The sequence below is a fragment of the Limnohabitans sp. DCL3 genome (assembly GCF_048019295.1).
Lineage (GTDB): Bacteria > Pseudomonadota > Gammaproteobacteria > Burkholderiales > Burkholderiaceae_C > Limnohabitans_A.
Genome location: NZ_CP171842.1, coordinates 3,377,403 through 3,391,376 on the forward strand (window position 1 = coordinate 3,377,403; position 13,974 = coordinate 3,391,376).

14 protein-coding genes are annotated in these 13,974 nt (G+C 58.8%); 2 read left to right on the forward strand and 12 right to left on the reverse strand.

Going from position 1 to position 13,974, the window contains the following annotated elements:
* Window position 1 precedes the first annotated feature (1 nt).
* A complete protein-coding gene (locus ACHEXK_RS15545) occupies window positions 2-979 on the reverse strand; it encodes a KpsF/GutQ family sugar-phosphate isomerase (protein WP_416547211.1) in 978 nt (325 codons plus the stop codon).
* A 100-nt stretch (window positions 980-1,079) separates the two neighbouring features.
* On the opposite strand from ACHEXK_RS15545, the gene ACHEXK_RS15550 reads away from it, so the two are divergent.
* Window positions 1,080-3,065: a cation:proton antiporter gene (locus ACHEXK_RS15550; RefSeq protein WP_416547212.1), complete on the forward strand. Its 1,986-nt coding sequence runs from the start codon at window positions 1,080-1,082 to the stop codon at window positions 3,063-3,065.
* Between the two features lie 103 nt (window positions 3,066-3,168).
* A complete protein-coding gene (locus ACHEXK_RS15555) occupies window positions 3,169-3,705 on the forward strand; it encodes a 2,4'-dihydroxyacetophenone dioxygenase family protein (RefSeq protein ID WP_416547213.1) in 537 nt (178 codons plus the stop codon).
* Window positions 3,706-3,822: 117 nt separating this feature from the next.
* Here ACHEXK_RS15555 and ACHEXK_RS15560 read toward each other — a convergent pair whose 3' ends face one another.
* From ACHEXK_RS15560 to rpmH, 11 genes are all read right to left on the reverse strand, one after another.
* Window positions 3,823-4,782 carry a branched-chain amino acid ABC transporter permease gene (locus ACHEXK_RS15560; RefSeq protein ID WP_416547214.1) on the reverse strand — a complete coding sequence of 320 codons (960 nt, stop codon included), beginning with the start codon at window positions 4,780-4,782 and terminating at the stop codon, window positions 3,823-3,825.
* Between the two features lie 4 nt (window positions 4,783-4,786).
* A complete protein-coding gene (locus tag ACHEXK_RS15565) occupies window positions 4,787-5,674 on the reverse strand; it encodes a branched-chain amino acid ABC transporter permease (RefSeq protein WP_416548974.1) in 888 nt (295 codons plus the stop codon).
* Between the two features lie 30 nt (window positions 5,675-5,704).
* Window positions 5,705-6,919, reverse strand: a complete 1,215-nt coding sequence (locus ACHEXK_RS15570) for an ABC transporter substrate-binding protein (RefSeq protein ID WP_416547215.1) — start codon at window positions 6,917-6,919, stop codon at window positions 5,705-5,707.
* Window positions 6,920-6,945: 26 nt separating this feature from the next.
* Window positions 6,946-7,656 carry an ABC transporter ATP-binding protein gene (locus ACHEXK_RS15575; RefSeq protein WP_416547216.1) on the reverse strand — a complete coding sequence of 237 codons (711 nt, stop codon included), beginning with the start codon at window positions 7,654-7,656 and terminating at the stop codon, window positions 6,946-6,948.
* Window positions 7,649-8,425 carry an ABC transporter ATP-binding protein gene (locus ACHEXK_RS15580; protein ID WP_416547217.1) on the reverse strand — a complete coding sequence of 259 codons (777 nt, stop codon included), beginning with the start codon at window positions 8,423-8,425 and terminating at the stop codon, window positions 7,649-7,651. Before ACHEXK_RS15580 ends, ACHEXK_RS15575 begins: the two co-directional genes overlap by 8 nt.
* A 212-nt stretch (window positions 8,426-8,637) precedes the next feature.
* Window positions 8,638-9,615, reverse strand: a complete 978-nt coding sequence (locus ACHEXK_RS15585) for a fatty acid desaturase family protein (protein WP_416547218.1) — start codon at window positions 9,613-9,615, stop codon at window positions 8,638-8,640.
* Between the two features lie 128 nt (window positions 9,616-9,743).
* The gene (gene mnmE / locus ACHEXK_RS15590; protein ID WP_416547219.1) at window positions 9,744-11,156 is read right to left on the reverse strand and encodes a tRNA uridine-5-carboxymethylaminomethyl(34) synthesis GTPase MnmE; all 1,413 of its coding nucleotides are present in this window, start codon (window positions 11,154-11,156) and stop codon (window positions 9,744-9,746) included.
* A 71-nt stretch (window positions 11,157-11,227) separates the two neighbouring features.
* The gene (gene yidC / locus ACHEXK_RS15595; RefSeq protein WP_416547220.1) at window positions 11,228-12,919 is read right to left on the reverse strand and encodes a membrane protein insertase YidC; all 1,692 of its coding nucleotides are present in this window, start codon (window positions 12,917-12,919) and stop codon (window positions 11,228-11,230) included.
* Window positions 12,916-13,191, reverse strand: coding sequence for a membrane protein insertion efficiency factor YidD (gene yidD / locus ACHEXK_RS15600; protein ID WP_416547221.1), 276 nt, complete (start codon window positions 13,189-13,191; stop codon window positions 12,916-12,918). Before yidD ends, yidC begins: the two co-directional genes overlap by 4 nt.
* The gene (locus tag ACHEXK_RS15605; RefSeq protein WP_416547222.1) at window positions 13,188-13,634 is read right to left on the reverse strand and encodes a ribonuclease P protein component; all 447 of its coding nucleotides are present in this window, start codon (window positions 13,632-13,634) and stop codon (window positions 13,188-13,190) included. Before ACHEXK_RS15605 ends, yidD begins: the two co-directional genes overlap by 4 nt.
* A gap of 67 nt (window positions 13,635-13,701) precedes the next feature.
* The gene (gene rpmH / locus ACHEXK_RS15610) at window positions 13,702-13,836 is read right to left on the reverse strand and encodes a 50S ribosomal protein L34 (protein WP_005798102.1); all 135 of its coding nucleotides are present in this window, start codon (window positions 13,834-13,836) and stop codon (window positions 13,702-13,704) included.
* Between the last annotated feature and the right edge of the window lie 138 nt (window positions 13,837-13,974).

The window sequence follows — 13,974 nt, forward strand, 5'->3', positions numbered from 1 at the left end:
GTCAAATCACCTTGGCCCGCATCAGGTCGTTGGTGTTGAGGGCGCCGCACAGCAAGCCGCTCCCGTCCACCACCAAAATGCTGGTGATGCGGCGCTGCTCCATGATTTCGGCGGCCTCAACGGCCAATGCATCCACGCGGATCGTGTGGGGGTTGGCGTGCATCACATCGCAGGCTTTGAGGTTGCGCAGGTCTGTGCCCTTCTCGATCAAGCGGCGCAAGTCGCCATCCGTGAAAACGCCCAATACGCGCCCGTCGACATCGGTGACGGAGGTGGCCCCCAAGCCTTTGCTGCTCATCTCACGCATGAGTGCGGTGAATGCGGTGTCGGGGCTGACCCGGGGCACCGCATCGCCTTGGCGCATCACGTCGGCCACATGCGTGAGCAGCCTGCGGCCCAAAGCACCACCGGGGTGGGAGCGCGCGAAGTCTTCGGGTTTGAAGCCTCGCGCATCCAGCAGCGCCACCGCCAAAGCGTCGCCCATGGCCAGCTGCACCGTGGTGCTGGCGGTTGGCGCCAAGTTCAGGGGGCAGGCCTCTTTGTCCACCGAGCAATCGAGCACGATGTCGGCGTGGCGAGCCAGTGAGGAGCTCAGTCCGCCGGTCATGGCCAGCAGGGGCACGCCCAAGCGCTTGAGGACCGGCAAGATCGCCACCAGTTCATCGCTCTCGCCGCTGTTGGAGATCGCCAGGACCACGTCGATGGCTTGGATCATGCCCAAATCGCCATGGCTGGCTTCGCCGGGATGGACAAACATGGCTGGGGTCCCCGTGGAGGCCAGTGTGGCCGCAATCTTGTGGCCGATGTGCCCACTCTTGCCCATACCGGTCACGACCACACGGCCTTGCACGCTCAGCACCAATTTGACGGCGTCGACAAAGCGATCATCCAGCCGGGTTTTCGCTTGCAGCAAAGCTGCCGCTTCAATGTCCAAGGTCTCGCGTGCGAGTTGAAGGGTGTGGGCAGAGGTGACGGGCATGGGGCCATTTTATCGGGCGCATGCAGGGCGCTGCTGACAAGCCCTTGCGAGACGCCGTGCATGAAACAGGGCGGTCACATGCGCTTGTTAACATCACCACATGGGCGCTTTGGAATTGACCTTGTTGTATTTGCTGGCTGCCGTGCTGGGGGTGGTCGGCTGTCGCATGCTCAAGTTGCCGCCCATGTTGGGTTACTTGGCCGTGGGCGTGGTGATTGGCCCCAACGCCCTGGCCCTCGCGCAGAACTCTGAGGGCGTGAAGCATTTGGCCGAGTTTGGTGTGGTGTTCTTGATGTTCGTGATCGGGCTGGAGTTCAATTTGCCCAAGTTGCGCTCGATGCGGCGTCACGTGTTTGGCTTGGGCCTGCTGCAGGTGTTGTTGACCTTGCTCATCGTGACCGTTTTTTCATTGTTTGTGGCCACGTTGGCCCCAACACTTTGGAAGATGGAGTGGCAAACGGCCTTGGCGTTGTCGAGCGCCATGGCCATGAGCAGCACCGCGATTGTGGTCAAGCTGGTGGCAGATCGGCTGGAGCTGGAGTCAGAGCACGGTAAACGTGTGGTCGGCGTTTTGTTGTTTCAAGATTTGGCCGTGGTGCCTTTGATTGTGATGATCCCGGCCCTGAGTGCCCCGGCGGAAGAGTTGTTGTCGGCTTTGCTGCTGGCAGCAGCCAAGGCCACTGTTTTGATCACTTTGCTGATGACCGGAGGTCAAAGGGTCATGCGCTGGTGGCTGACTTTGGTGGCGCGGCGCAAGAGCGAAGAGCTGTTTGTATTGAACCTGCTGCTGGTCACGCTGGGGCTGGCCTGGATCACCGAGCTGGCCGGTCTGAGTTTGGCGCTGGGCGCTTTCATCGCGGGCATGCTGATTTCCGAGACCGAGTACAAGCACCAGGTGGAGTTGGACATCCGGCCCTTTCACGATGTGTTGCTGGGTCTGTTTTTCATCACCATTGGCATGATGCTGGATTGGCACATCGTGGTTGAGCGCTGGCCGCTGGTGTTGATTTTGACCACACTGCCGGTGCTGTTCAAGTTGGTGCTGGTGTCGGCTTTGGCCAAGATGACCGGTGCCAGCAACGGTGTGGCCTTGCGCACGGGTTTGTATTTGGCACAAGCCGGTGAGTTTGGTTTTGTGTTGCTCACGCTGGGGGCGCAAAGCCAGATCATTCCACCGGCTTTGCTCAACCCGGTGTTGGCCAGCATGGTGCTGTCCATGATGGCCACGCCGTTCATGATCATGCACAGCGACCGGATCGTGCTCAAAGTGGTGAGCAGCGAGTGGCTGCAGCAGTCTTTGCAAATGACCACCATCGCGCGCAAATCGATCAACACCAGCAAGCACGTCATCATCTGCGGCTATGGACGCTGCGGCCAAAATTTGGCGCGCATGCTTGAAAAGGAAAATATTCCCTATATGGCGTTGGACTTGGACCCGGATCGGGTGCGCCAAGCGGCAGCGGCGGGGGATTCGGTGGTTTTTGGCGATGCCGGACGATTGCAGTCACTGATGGCGGCTGGGTTGGCACGCGCCAGCGCGGTGGTCATCACCTACTTGGACGTCCCCGCCGCCATGAAGGTGTTGGACCACGCCCACAGTCACGCGCCTCAGGTGCCGGTGATCGTGCGCACACAAGACGATTTGGACCTTGAAAAATTGCAATTGGCTGGGGCGACCGAGGTGGTGCCCGAAGCGCTTGAGGGCTCGCTCATGCTGGCCAGCCACGCGCTGGCGCTGGTGGGCGTGCCCATGCGACGCGTGATCCGTATCGTGCAAGAGCAGCGCGACGCCCGCTACAACCTGCTGCGGGGCTACTTTCATGGCGCAGACGACGACACGCTGGATGAAATTGACCACGAGCGTTTGACCACCGTGGGACTGCCCTTGGCGTCGCCCTGGTTGGGTAAACAGATCAAAGATCTGGCTTTTCATGCCATGGGTGTGCGTGTGGTCAATCTTCGCCGCGCCCATGGTCAGTCTGACCAAGTGACCGACGATACCGAACTCTTTTCGGGCGACACGCTGGTGCTGTCCGGACGATCCCAAAGCTTGGCGCTGGCCGAAGAAAAACTCTTGCGAGGTTGAAGCCATGCGTTCTGCGAGGGGCTTTGAGGGCTGTCGCGCACAGCGCTGACAAGCCGGTCGCCCCGTTTTAAGCTGGGTGTTTTCATTTGGCCCAAACCGTCCCATGAGCGCCAATCACCTCCCGCCTGCGGCCGTTGATGACCGCGTTCCCTATGCCAAGCCACAACCCTGGGGCATGGCCCCGGACATGGTGGTGCACGATGTGCAGACCGACGATGCGCGCCTGTGGGCGCCCATCGCACCAGGTATCTGGTCACGCCCTTTGCACCTGAATGTGACGGTTGGGTTTTATGTGCATTTGCTCAAAGTCAAACGCTCTGGCCTGTTGCAGCGCCATCGCCATTCGGGCATGGTGCATGCCCATGTGCTGCGCGGCAAATGGTTGTACTTGGAGCACGACTGGGTGGCCGAAGAGGGCAGTTACGTCTTTGAACCACCGGGGGAGACGCACACCTTGGTGGTGCCCGATGATTGCCAAGACATGGTGACGATGTTCACCGTGCATGGTGCTTTGATGTATGTGGACCCCCAAGGCAACGCCACCGGCTACGACGACGTGTTCACCCGCATTGAGAAGTACCGAGCGCACTTTGAAAGCGTGGGCTTGGGGGCGGATCACGTGAAGACCTTCATGCGCTGAAGCACCAGAGCCTGACCCTGTAAAAATCCACCCATCTCGGTTGCGCGTCCAACTTTTGGGGGCAGCTCAGAACAGGCGATTTTTGATGGGGAGCCCACGCCCAGATGAGGGCCGAGATCAAAGCGGTTTCTTGATCCAGTTGGCAATTTCGCCAATGATGCCGCGGCGGAAAGCCAGCACGCAGATCACAAAAATCACCCCTTGGATGATGGTGACCCATGCGCCAAACTGGGCCAAGTAGTTTTGCATGCTCACGATCACGGCTGCGCCCAGCACAGGCCCGAACAAAGTGCCCAGGCCACCCAGCAGCGTCATCAGCACCACCTCACCCGACATGGACCAATGCACGTCGGTCAGCGAGGCCAGTTGGAACACCAGTGACTTGGTGGCGCCAGCCGTACCCGCCAAGGCGCCTGAAATCACAAAAGCGATCAACTTGAACATGTCGGTGTCGTATCCGAGTGAAATGGCTCGGTCCTGGTTTTCGCGGATGGCCTTCAGAATCTGGCCAAAGGGCGAATAAATGATGCGCCAAATCAGCGCAAAACCGGCCAGGAAGATGGCCAGCACAAACACATACATGGCCGAGTTATCTGACAGATCAAACACGCCAAATAACTTGCCACGTGGCACCGACTGGATGCCGTCTTCGCCACCCGTGAAGGGCATTTGGAGATAGAAAAAGAACACCATTTGCGAAAATGCCAGGGTGATCATGGCGAAGTAGATGCCTTGACGCCGAATCGCCAGCATGCCCGTGACCAAGGCCAACAGCGCTGAGCAGGCCGTGGCGAACAACACCGCCAGTTCAGGGTTCCAGCCCCAGACTTTGGCGGCATGGGCCGCGGCATAACCGGCGGTGCCCAAAAACATGGCGTGGCCAAAAGACAGCAGGCCACCAAAACCGATCAACAAATTGAAGGCGCAGGCAAACAAGGCAAAGCACATGACCTTCATCAAGAAGATCGGATAAACCCAAATCGGGGCAATGACCAGCACCAGCACCATGATGGTGAAAGCCACCCACTGGTGGGTGAACGACTGGGTCTTGTAGGAGGGCGTCGAGACTGTGGTCATGGTCTTATTTCTGGGTGCCGAACAACCCGGCAGGCTTGATCAAGAGAACAATGGTCATGATGATGAAAATCACCGTGCTGGAAGCTTCGGGGTAGAACACCTTGGTCAGGCCTTCAATCAGGCCCAGACCAAAGCCCGTGAGGATGGCGCCCATGATGGAGCCCATGCCGCCAATCACGACCACGGCAAACACCACAATGATGATGTCAGCGCCCATGGTGGGGTTGACTTGGTAAATGGGCGCAGCCATGACCCCTGCAAAAGCGGCCAGTCCGACGCCGAAGCCATAAGTCAGGGTGATCATGCGCGGCACGTTGATGCCGAAAGCCTGCACCAAGCTGGGATTTTCAGTGGCGGCACGCAGGTAGGCGCCCAGCTTGGTGCGCTCGATCACGTACCAGGTGGTCAGGCACACCACGAGCGAAGCCACAATGACCCAAGCGCGGTACTTGGGCAGGAACATGAAGCCCGTGTTGAATGCACCCATGAAAACTTCGGGCACTGGATAGGGCATGCCAGATGAGCCAAATTCGTGGCGGAACAAACCTTGAATGATCAAGGCCAGACCGAAGGTGAGCAGCAAGCCATAAAGATGGTCCAGCTTGTACAGTTGTTTGAGCATGGTGCGCTCAATCAGCATCCCGGTGGCACCCACCACCACAGGGGTGACCACCAGTGCGACCCAGTAATTGATGCCCAGTTTGGTCAAGCCCAGATAGGCTACAAAGGCGCCCAGCATGTACTGGGCGCCATGGGTGAAGTTGATGATGTTCAGCAAGCCGAAAATCACGGCCAGGCCCAGCGACAGCAATGCGTAAAAAGAGCCGTTGATCAGCCCGATCAGCAATTGCCCGAACAGGGCTTGCGAAGGTATGCCAAAGATTTCCATGATGTCTCGACTTGCTTGAACAAAGTGGTGTGGTTACTTCTTGACCAGTGGGCAATCGCTCTCAGCCAATGGGCGGAACGCCTCGTTGGCAGGGATGGTGGCCACCAGCTTGTAGTAGTCGTATGGGCCTTTGGATTCAGCAGGCTTCTTGACTTGGAAGAGGTAAGCGGGGTGGATCTTGCGGCCGTCAGCGCGCACGCTGCCTTTGCCGAACAAGGGGTCATCCGTGGGCAACTCCTTCATCTTGGCGGCGACTTTGGTGCCGTCATCGGTTTTGGCGGCATCCACGGCCTTGAGGTAGTGGATCACGCTGGAGTAAACGCCCGCTTGCACCATCGATGGGTACTTGCCGCCCTGAGCTGCAGCAAAACGCTTGCTGAAGGCGCGCGTGTTGTCGTTCAAGTCCCAGTAGAACGTCTCGGTCAGCATCAAGCCTTGTGCAATGTTCAGCCCCAGTGAGTGAACGTCGGGCAAGAAGACCAACAAGCCGGCCAGGTTCTGGCCGCCTTTGGTGATGCCGAACTCGGCCGCTTGCTTGATCGAGTTGGTGGTGTCACCACCCGCATTGGCCAGGCCAATGATTTTGGCTTTGGAGGCTTGTGCTTGCAGCAAGAAAGAAGAGAAGTCTTGTGTGGGGAAGGGCGTGCGCACTTTGCCCACCACTTTGCCGCCGTTCTTGACCACCACGGCTTCGGTGTCGCGCTCGAGGGCGTGGCCGAAGGCGTAGTCCGCGGTCAAGAAGAACCAGGAGTCACCACCGCTTTTGACAATGGCCTTGCCGGTGCCGTTGGCCAGCATCCAGGTGTCATAAGCCCAGTGGATGGTGTTGGCATTGCAGGCCTTGCCCGACAGATCGGCCGTGGCCGAGCCAGAGTTCACGTGCAGCTTGCCTTTGTCGCTGGCAATTTTGGCCACCGCCAGACCCACAGAAGATGTGGGCACGTCGGCGATCATGTCAACTTTGTCGGTGTCAAACCATTGGCGTGCCACGTTGGAGCCCACGTCGGGTTTGTTTTGGTGGTCAGCGCCCACGATTTCCACTTTGAGCGTGCTCTTGGTGGCTTTGACGTAGTCTTCCACCGCCATCTTGGCGGCGGTCACCGAGCCGGGGCCGGTGATGTCGGAGTACAGACCCGACATGTCGTTGAGCACGCCAATCTTGACGATGCCGTCAGAGATTTGGGCTTGCGCGCCGCCAGCGAAGGCGCAAGTGGCCAGAGCGGCCAGGGAAAGAAGTTTGCGTTTCATCGTGTTGTCTCCAGTTAGAAAAAAAATCAGACACCCAAATACTCGTTCAACATCCCCATCTTGGAGGGCAGCTCTTGTGCCGTAAAGCTCTCCACCATCTGGCCATGTTCCATCACGTAAAACCGGTCGGCCAGCGGCGCGGCAAAGCGAAAGTTTTGCTCCACCATGATGATGGTGAAGCCTTTGGCTTTGAGGGCCGTGATCATGCGTGCCAAGGCTTGCACAATGACGGGCGCCAGACCTTCGGAAATTTCGTCGAGCAGCAAAAATCGAGCCCCTGTGCGCAAGATGCGGCCCACGGCGAGCATTTGCTGCTCGCCGCCCGACAGGCGGGTGCCGGGGCTGTTGCGGCGTTCCAGCAAGTTGGGGAACATGTCGTAGATCTCTTCGACCGACATGCCGTTGGGGGCGATCACCGGTGGCAACAACAGGTTTTCTTCGCAAGTTAGCGCTGAAAAAATGCCACGCTCCTCAGGGCAGTAACCGATGCCCAGTTTGGCGATCTGGTGCGGTGCCCAATTCACAGTTTCTTGGCCCTTGATGGTGATGGAGCCGGTGCGCTTGCCCACCAGGCCCAAAATGGATTTGACCGTGGTGGTGCGGCCTGCGCCATTGCGCCCGAGCAAGGTCACCACCTCGCCTTCGTTCACCGTCAGGTCCACCCCGTGCAGGATGTGGGACTCGCCGTACCAGGCTTGAAGCTGGCTGATGCGCAGCATTTCTTTGGACTCAGCCATGGGCACCCTCCAACTGGTTGTCTGTCGTGCCCATGTAGGCTTCCAGCACTTGCGGGTTTTGTGACACCACGCCGTAGGGGCCTTCGGCGATCACCTGCCCACGTTGCAAGACGCTGATGGTGTCGGCAATTTTGGAGACCACGTTCATGTTGTGTTCCACCATCAAAATGGTGCGGTTGGCACCGACTTTTTTGATCAACTGCGTCACGCGGTCCACGTCTTCATGGCCCATGCCTTGTGTGGGCTCGTCGAGCAGCATCAACTCGGGCTCCATGGCCAAGGTGGTGGCGATCTCCAAAGCGCGTTTGCGGCCATAAGGCAACTCGACCGCCGTGAGGTCAGCCATGCCGCCCAAGTCCACCTGGTCCAACAAAGCCATGGCTTGGTCATTGAGTTGATTGAGGCTGCGCTCAGAGCGCCAAAAATGCATCGAGGTGCCGGTGGCCCGTTGCAAACCGATCCGCACGTTCTCCATGACCGTGAGGTTGGGGAAGGTCGCCGAAATTTGGAAGGACCGAACAATGCCACGGCGCGCCACCTGGGAGGGTTTTTCTGCCGTGATGTCATGGCCGTTGAACAGGATTTGCCCCTTGGTCGGGATCAAAAACTTGGTCAACAGGTTAAACACCGTGGTTTTGCCTGCGCCATTGGGGCCGATCAGTGCGTGAATCTGCCCCCGTTTGACACGCAGATCGACGCCGTTGACGGCAATGAAACCCTTGAACTCCTTGATCAGTCCACGGGTTTCCAGAATGATTTCTTCAGACATTGGGCCTTTTACCAGGACAAAAAATGAAAAAGTGCAATGTCATTTTGATGTCAGAAAAGTCTTTATGAACACATGGTTATCCCGTGGTCCTGTCTCTTGTGTGACCAGGGGTGGGTGGCACAGGCTTGGTGCATTCGAGCACCTTGCCGACCCCAGAAGGTCACCTGCTGATGGCGTCGTTGTGCCCGTTCCGTCCTTGGCGCCAGGCTGGCTCAGATGAGTGAGGACCGCTTGCGAGCGTCCCGCGGTGCGCGCTCATGGGGGCCATCGTGCGGCTTGGACACCGCTTGGCGCAACACGGCCAGATAGCCCTGCGCCAACTCCATGCGGGGGCCCCAACCTTGTTGGATCAGCATGCGGTGCGCGGCCGGCAATTTCCAGCACGGCGTGAACACAAAGAGGTGGTGCTCCAGGTGGTAATTGACCCAGTAGGGGGCCAGCACCAGGCGCATACCCCAGTTCGTCAGGGTTGTGCGGGTGTTGCGCAGGCGGTCGTTGTTGTCACCCACCACCGCATGCTCGGCGATGTTGCGGATGCGGCTGATCACTTGGTACCATGTCAGCAAGGGCAGCAGCCACAAAGCGAAATAAGCCCACCCGACACCGGCTGCAGCGGTGATGGCGAAGATGACCAAGTTGGTCAAGACAAAATATTTTTCCGCCTGAAACAACTTGTGCCAGCGCTGCAGGCGATTGGGGTCATCGCCCATTTCCATGCGCAAAGCATCCATGCGTCGCTGGTAGCCGGTGATGCCCAAGATGTCGCGTCGCATCTTGCGCCAAAAACTGCTTTGGCTGATGGGAAATGGGGCCGACAAGATCAGGTCTGGATCTTCCTTTTGTTGTGTGTGCCGATGGTGGCTCAGGTGATAAGGCCGGTACAGCGACAGGCTCGCACCCACAGGCCAACCGCACAACCATGCGCCCAAGGTGTCGTTGAGTCGGGTGTTTTTGAACAAGGCCCGATGGGCCGCATCGTGCATCAAGATGGCCAAGCCCAGTTGCCGCCCGCCAATCACCACCACCGCGATGAGATAGCTCAAGGGATTGGGCCAAGCGATGAAAAACGCCATCGCCAAAGCCATCACCCCCCAAGCATGGAGCACCAAATAGACGCCCATCCAATCCGAGCGCTCGCGCAAATAAGCGCTTTGCTCGGGGCTGAGGCGGGGAAGTGTGTCGGTGGTCATGGGACTCGGTGCAAGAGCGCATCAAACCACAATCATGCGTGCGTCCAGCTGGCCGCATGCGTCACTGACGTGACCTATTGAGGGTTTCCCTGAGGCGAACTTGGTGCAAACAGGCCCCGTCAGTGGGGTCACTTGCCGATGCAAAAACGCGAAAAAATCTCGCCCAGCAAATCGTCGGCGCTGAACTCGCCTGTGATCTCGTTCAGGGCGTTTTGGCCCAGGCGCAGCTCTTCGGCCAGCAGGTCCAGACTTTGTGCTTGGGCGGCCAGGTGGCCGTCGGCCATTGCCAAATGCTCGCGCACGCGGTGCAGGGCTTGCACATGGCGCTCGCGTGCCATGAACAGGCCTTCGCTGGCGTGCTGCCAACCGGCTTGTTGCAGCAGTTGCTGGCGCAAGGCTTGCAGGCCTTCGCCCGTTCGGGCCGAGAGCGTCAGGCCACGGCGTTCTTGCAGAGCATGGGCTGCGTCGGCCTTGTTCCAGACATCGACCACAGCCACACTGGCCGGCACACGGGATCTCAAGGCTGTGGCGATGTCGGCGTCCGCGCTGTCGTATTCGGGTTGGCCCGTGCGTGTCAGATCGTGCAAAAACAGCACCGCATCGGCGTTTTCTATTTGGCCCCAAGCGCGGGCAATGCCGATTTGCTCCACCTCGTCCACGCCCTCGCCATCGCGCAGCCCGGCGGTGTCGATCACATGCAGCGGCACGCCTTCAATCTGAATGGTTTGCTGCACCACATCGCGCGTGGTGCCCGCAATGGGTGTGACGATGGCCAGCTCGGCCCCAGCCAATGCGTTGAGCAGCGAGCTTTTGCCCGCATTCGGTTGGCCCGCGATCACCACCTTGATCCCCTCACGCAGCAAAGCGCCTTGCCGCGCTTTGCCCAGCACCGTGAGCAGTGCCGTTTGCAGGCGCGTCAATTGCCCCTGCGCATCGGCTTTTTGCAGAAAATCGATTTCTTCTTCGGGGAAGTCCAGCGTGGCCTCAACCAGCATGCGCAGGTGAATCAGCGCATCGCGCAGCCCATGGATTTCTTTGGAAAAATCACCCGCCAAGGAGCGGCTGGCGCTGCGCGCCGCGGCTTCGGTGCTGGCGTCGATCAGGTCGGCAATCGCCTCGGCTTGCGCCAAGTCGATCTTGTCGTTCAAGAAAGCACGTTCAGAAAACTCACCGGGCTGCGCCACGCGCAGTCCTGCCAACCTGGGCAGGCCTGTGGCCGGGTCCACCTCGGCCGCTGCCTGCAGGCAACGCGCGACCAGGAGCTGCAAGACCACCGGGCCACCGTGCGCTTGCAATTCCAGCACGTCTTCGCCTGTGAAGGAGTGCGGCGCCACAAAGTGCAAAGCCAAGCCGTGGTCGATCGGGCTGCCATCGGCATCAGCAAATGGCAGGTAGGTGGCTTCACGTGGTTTGAGTGGTCGCCCGCACAGGGCCTGAATCAGCGATGAAAGGTTGCGGCCAGAGACACGCACAATGCCCACCGCGCCGCGACCGGGTGCGGTGGCGATGGCGACGATGGGTTCTTGGTGTCTGGCAAGCATGGCGGTCTTGGTGATCTTGGGCAGGGTGAAGCAAAAAAAGGCCGCTTGCGCGGCCCTTTGCTTGGGGGTTCTTACTTGAACTTGGGCAAGTTGAACTGCGGCGGTACGCCCATGCGGGTGTTGATCATCCACTGCTGGGCGATCGACAAGATGTTGTTCGTGATCCAGTACAGCACCAAGCCGGCCGGGAAGAAGAAGAACATCACCGAGAACACCAGCGGCATGATCCACATCAGCTTGGCTTGCATCGGGTCCGGTGGCGCGGGGTTGAGCGCAGTCTGCAGCAAGGTGGTCAAGGTCATGACCAATGGCAAGATAAAGAACGGATCGGGCGCGGAAAGGTCGTTGATCCACAAAATCCATGGCGCATTGCGCATCTCGACGCTGGACAACAGCACCCAGTACAACGCAATGAACACGGGGATTTGAACCATGATCGGGAAGCAGCCACCCATGGGGTTGACCTTTTCTTCACGGTAAATGCGCATCATCTCCTGCTGCATTTTTTGCGGATCGTTTTTCAGACGCTCGCGCATCTCCATGATCTTGGGGTTGATGGCCTTCATCTTGGCCATGCTGGCATAAGCCTTGGCGTTGAGCCAGTAAAAAGCAATTTTGAGCAAGAGCACCAGCGCCACAATGGACCAGCCCCAGTTTTGAATGAAGCTGAACAACTTGTCCAGCAGCCAGTACAAAGGCTTGGACAGCATGGCCAACCAGCCGTAATCTTTCACCAAATCCAGGCCAGTGGCCAGGGCCTCGAGCACTTTTTCTTCTTGGGGGCCACTGAACAATTGGGTGCTCACACTTTTGGATTGGCCTGGCGCCACATCGGCCAAGGGCGTGATCATGCCCACGGCATACAGGTTGGTGTCGACTTTGCGCACGAAGTTCTCACGCTGAATGCCGTCTGCCAGCAGCCAGGCTGTTGCAAAGTAGTGCTGCACCATGGCCACATAGCCATTGGGCGATGACTTGTCGATTTCGGCTTTGTTTTTTTCGATGTCGCTGAACTCAACCTTCTGGTATTTTTTGGCGTCGGTGTAAACCGCCGGGCCTGTGAAGGTGGAGTAAAACGACGACTCACCTGCAGGCTTGTTGCCATCGCGCACCAATTGCAAATACAACTGAGGCGACACGCTGGCCGTGCCGGTGTTGACCACTTCGTGTTTGACAACGATGGCGTAGCTGCCGCGCTGCAGGGTGTAGGTCTTGATCAATTTCACGCCGTTTTGCACATCGGACTCGAAGCGCAAGTTCAATTCGTTTTGACCCTCTTTCAGGCTGCGTTCGCCGCTGAACTTCATGGGTGATTTGTGCGTCGGGAAGTCGCCCCCGATCAGGCCAGTCTGCGCCACGTACACGCGGCTGCTGCTTTGGTCCAGAAAGACAAAAGGCTTGCTGCTGTCCACAAAGTCGGCATGCTTGGTGAACTCGGTGCGCACCAAGGAGCCGCCCTCGGTGTCAAAGCTGAGTTTGAGCACATCGGTGGCCACTTCGATTTTCTCGCGGGGTGCCGCTGTGGCTGCCGGTGCAGACGAAGGCACTTGGCCAGGCGTGGCGGCCGCCGCTGCTGCAGGCGTCGCTGTGGGCACGGCATTGGCGCCAGCAGCGGGTGCAGCCGGCGTTGGGGCTGAGGCAGCAAGCTCCGGTTTCGGGAAGAAAGTGGCCTTGTTGCCGTTGGACAGTTGCCACTGGTCCCACAGCAGGACCATGGAAAAACCAAAAATCACCCAAAGGATGGTGCGACGGATATCGTTCATGGGGTCTTCTTTGACGAAGTAGGAGATAACAAATCAGAGAACAAGCGGGGTGCTTGCAGGGGAACAGCATCATGACCACCCGCGCACCAAGGACCGCAGCGCACCAGGCGGTGAATGGTGAGGTAACTGCCAGCCATGGCGCCGTGACGTTCAAGCGCTTGCAAGGCATAGACCGAGCAAGTGGGCTCAAAGCGGCAAGACGATCCCAGCCAAGGGCTCAACAGCAAGCGGTAACCACGCACCACGCCCATCAACAAACGCTGAATGGTCATGCGCGAGCCTCTGCCGTTTGGGGGCGAGTGGCGCGCTCGAACAATTGCTCGAGCTCTTGCCGCACAGCCAGCTTCAAGTGCTCAGACGTGGCGCTGATGAATTGTTGGCGGTCAAACGTGGTGCGCAGGCGCACCACGTGGGCAGCGACCGGCAAGCGATCGACAAAACGCTCGCTCACGTTGTAAATCTGGCGTTTGATGGCGTTGCGCGTCACCGCGCGGCGCGCCCAGCGTTTGGGCACCATGGCACCCAGCCAAACGTCAAACAAGCCAAAAAGGGCCTGCTCCGCTGAGGGTGCAGGCCCAACTTGTTCAGCAGGTGCCAAGGAAATGTCTGCGGCTGGGGTCAATGTCAGGCGGTGCAACGCAAAGTGCGCTGTGCGCGAGACTGTTCCACCCGCCAGGGCGGCCTGAAACTGTGGGCGTGTTTTCAAACGCTGCACGATGGCCAAACCCTGAGATCAACCGGCGGCCGCGGCAACAGGCCACAGCGACACGGCTGAAAAGGCATTAGACAGCCAGACGCTTGCGGCCTTTGGCGCGACGTGCATTGATCACAGCGCGACCGCCACGGGTTTTCATGCGAACCAGAAAGCCGTGGGTACGGGCGCGACGTGTCTTGGATGGTTGGTAGGTGCGTTTCATAACTCTTCCTTTGTGCCCAATGCCATGAATCAGCTTTGGGCGAAACCCAAGATTATCGCAAACTTTCGAACGCCCGGCAAATTATCCTGCAATTGGGTTTCGGGTGTTCCCTGATCTCGGTCCAGGCGGATGTGGTTT

Coding starts and splice junctions, on each gene's coding strand:
- ACHEXK_RS15545 (WP_416547211.1), bottom strand. CDS start 979: ATGCCCGTCACCTCTGCCCACACCCTTCAACTCGCACGCGAGACCTTG.
- ACHEXK_RS15550 (WP_416547212.1), top strand. CDS start 1,080: ATGGGCGCTTTGGAATTGACCTTGTTGTATTTGCTGGCTGCCGTGCTG.
- ACHEXK_RS15555 (WP_416547213.1), top strand. CDS start 3,169: ATGAGCGCCAATCACCTCCCGCCTGCGGCCGTTGATGACCGCGTTCCC.
- ACHEXK_RS15560 (WP_416547214.1), bottom strand. CDS start 4,782: ATGACCACAGTCTCGACGCCCTCCTACAAGACCCAGTCGTTCACCCAC.
- ACHEXK_RS15570 (WP_416547215.1), bottom strand. CDS start 6,919: ATGAAACGCAAACTTCTTTCCCTGGCCGCTCTGGCCACTTGCGCCTTC.
- ACHEXK_RS15575 (WP_416547216.1), bottom strand. CDS start 7,656: ATGGCTGAGTCCAAAGAAATGCTGCGCATCAGCCAGCTTCAAGCCTGG.
- ACHEXK_RS15580 (WP_416547217.1), bottom strand. CDS start 8,425: ATGTCTGAAGAAATCATTCTGGAAACCCGTGGACTGATCAAGGAGTTC.
- ACHEXK_RS15585 (WP_416547218.1), bottom strand. CDS start 9,615: ATGACCACCGACACACTTCCCCGCCTCAGCCCCGAGCAAAGCGCTTAT.
- mnmE (WP_416547219.1), bottom strand. CDS start 11,156: ATGCTTGCCAGACACCAAGAACCCATCGTCGCCATCGCCACCGCACCC.
- yidC (WP_416547220.1), bottom strand. CDS start 12,919: ATGAACGATATCCGTCGCACCATCCTTTGGGTGATTTTTGGTTTTTCC.
- yidD (WP_416547221.1), bottom strand. CDS start 13,191: ATGACCATTCAGCGTTTGTTGATGGGCGTGGTGCGTGGTTACCGCTTG.
- rpmH (WP_005798102.1), bottom strand. CDS start 13,836: ATGAAACGCACCTACCAACCATCCAAGACACGTCGCGCCCGTACCCAC.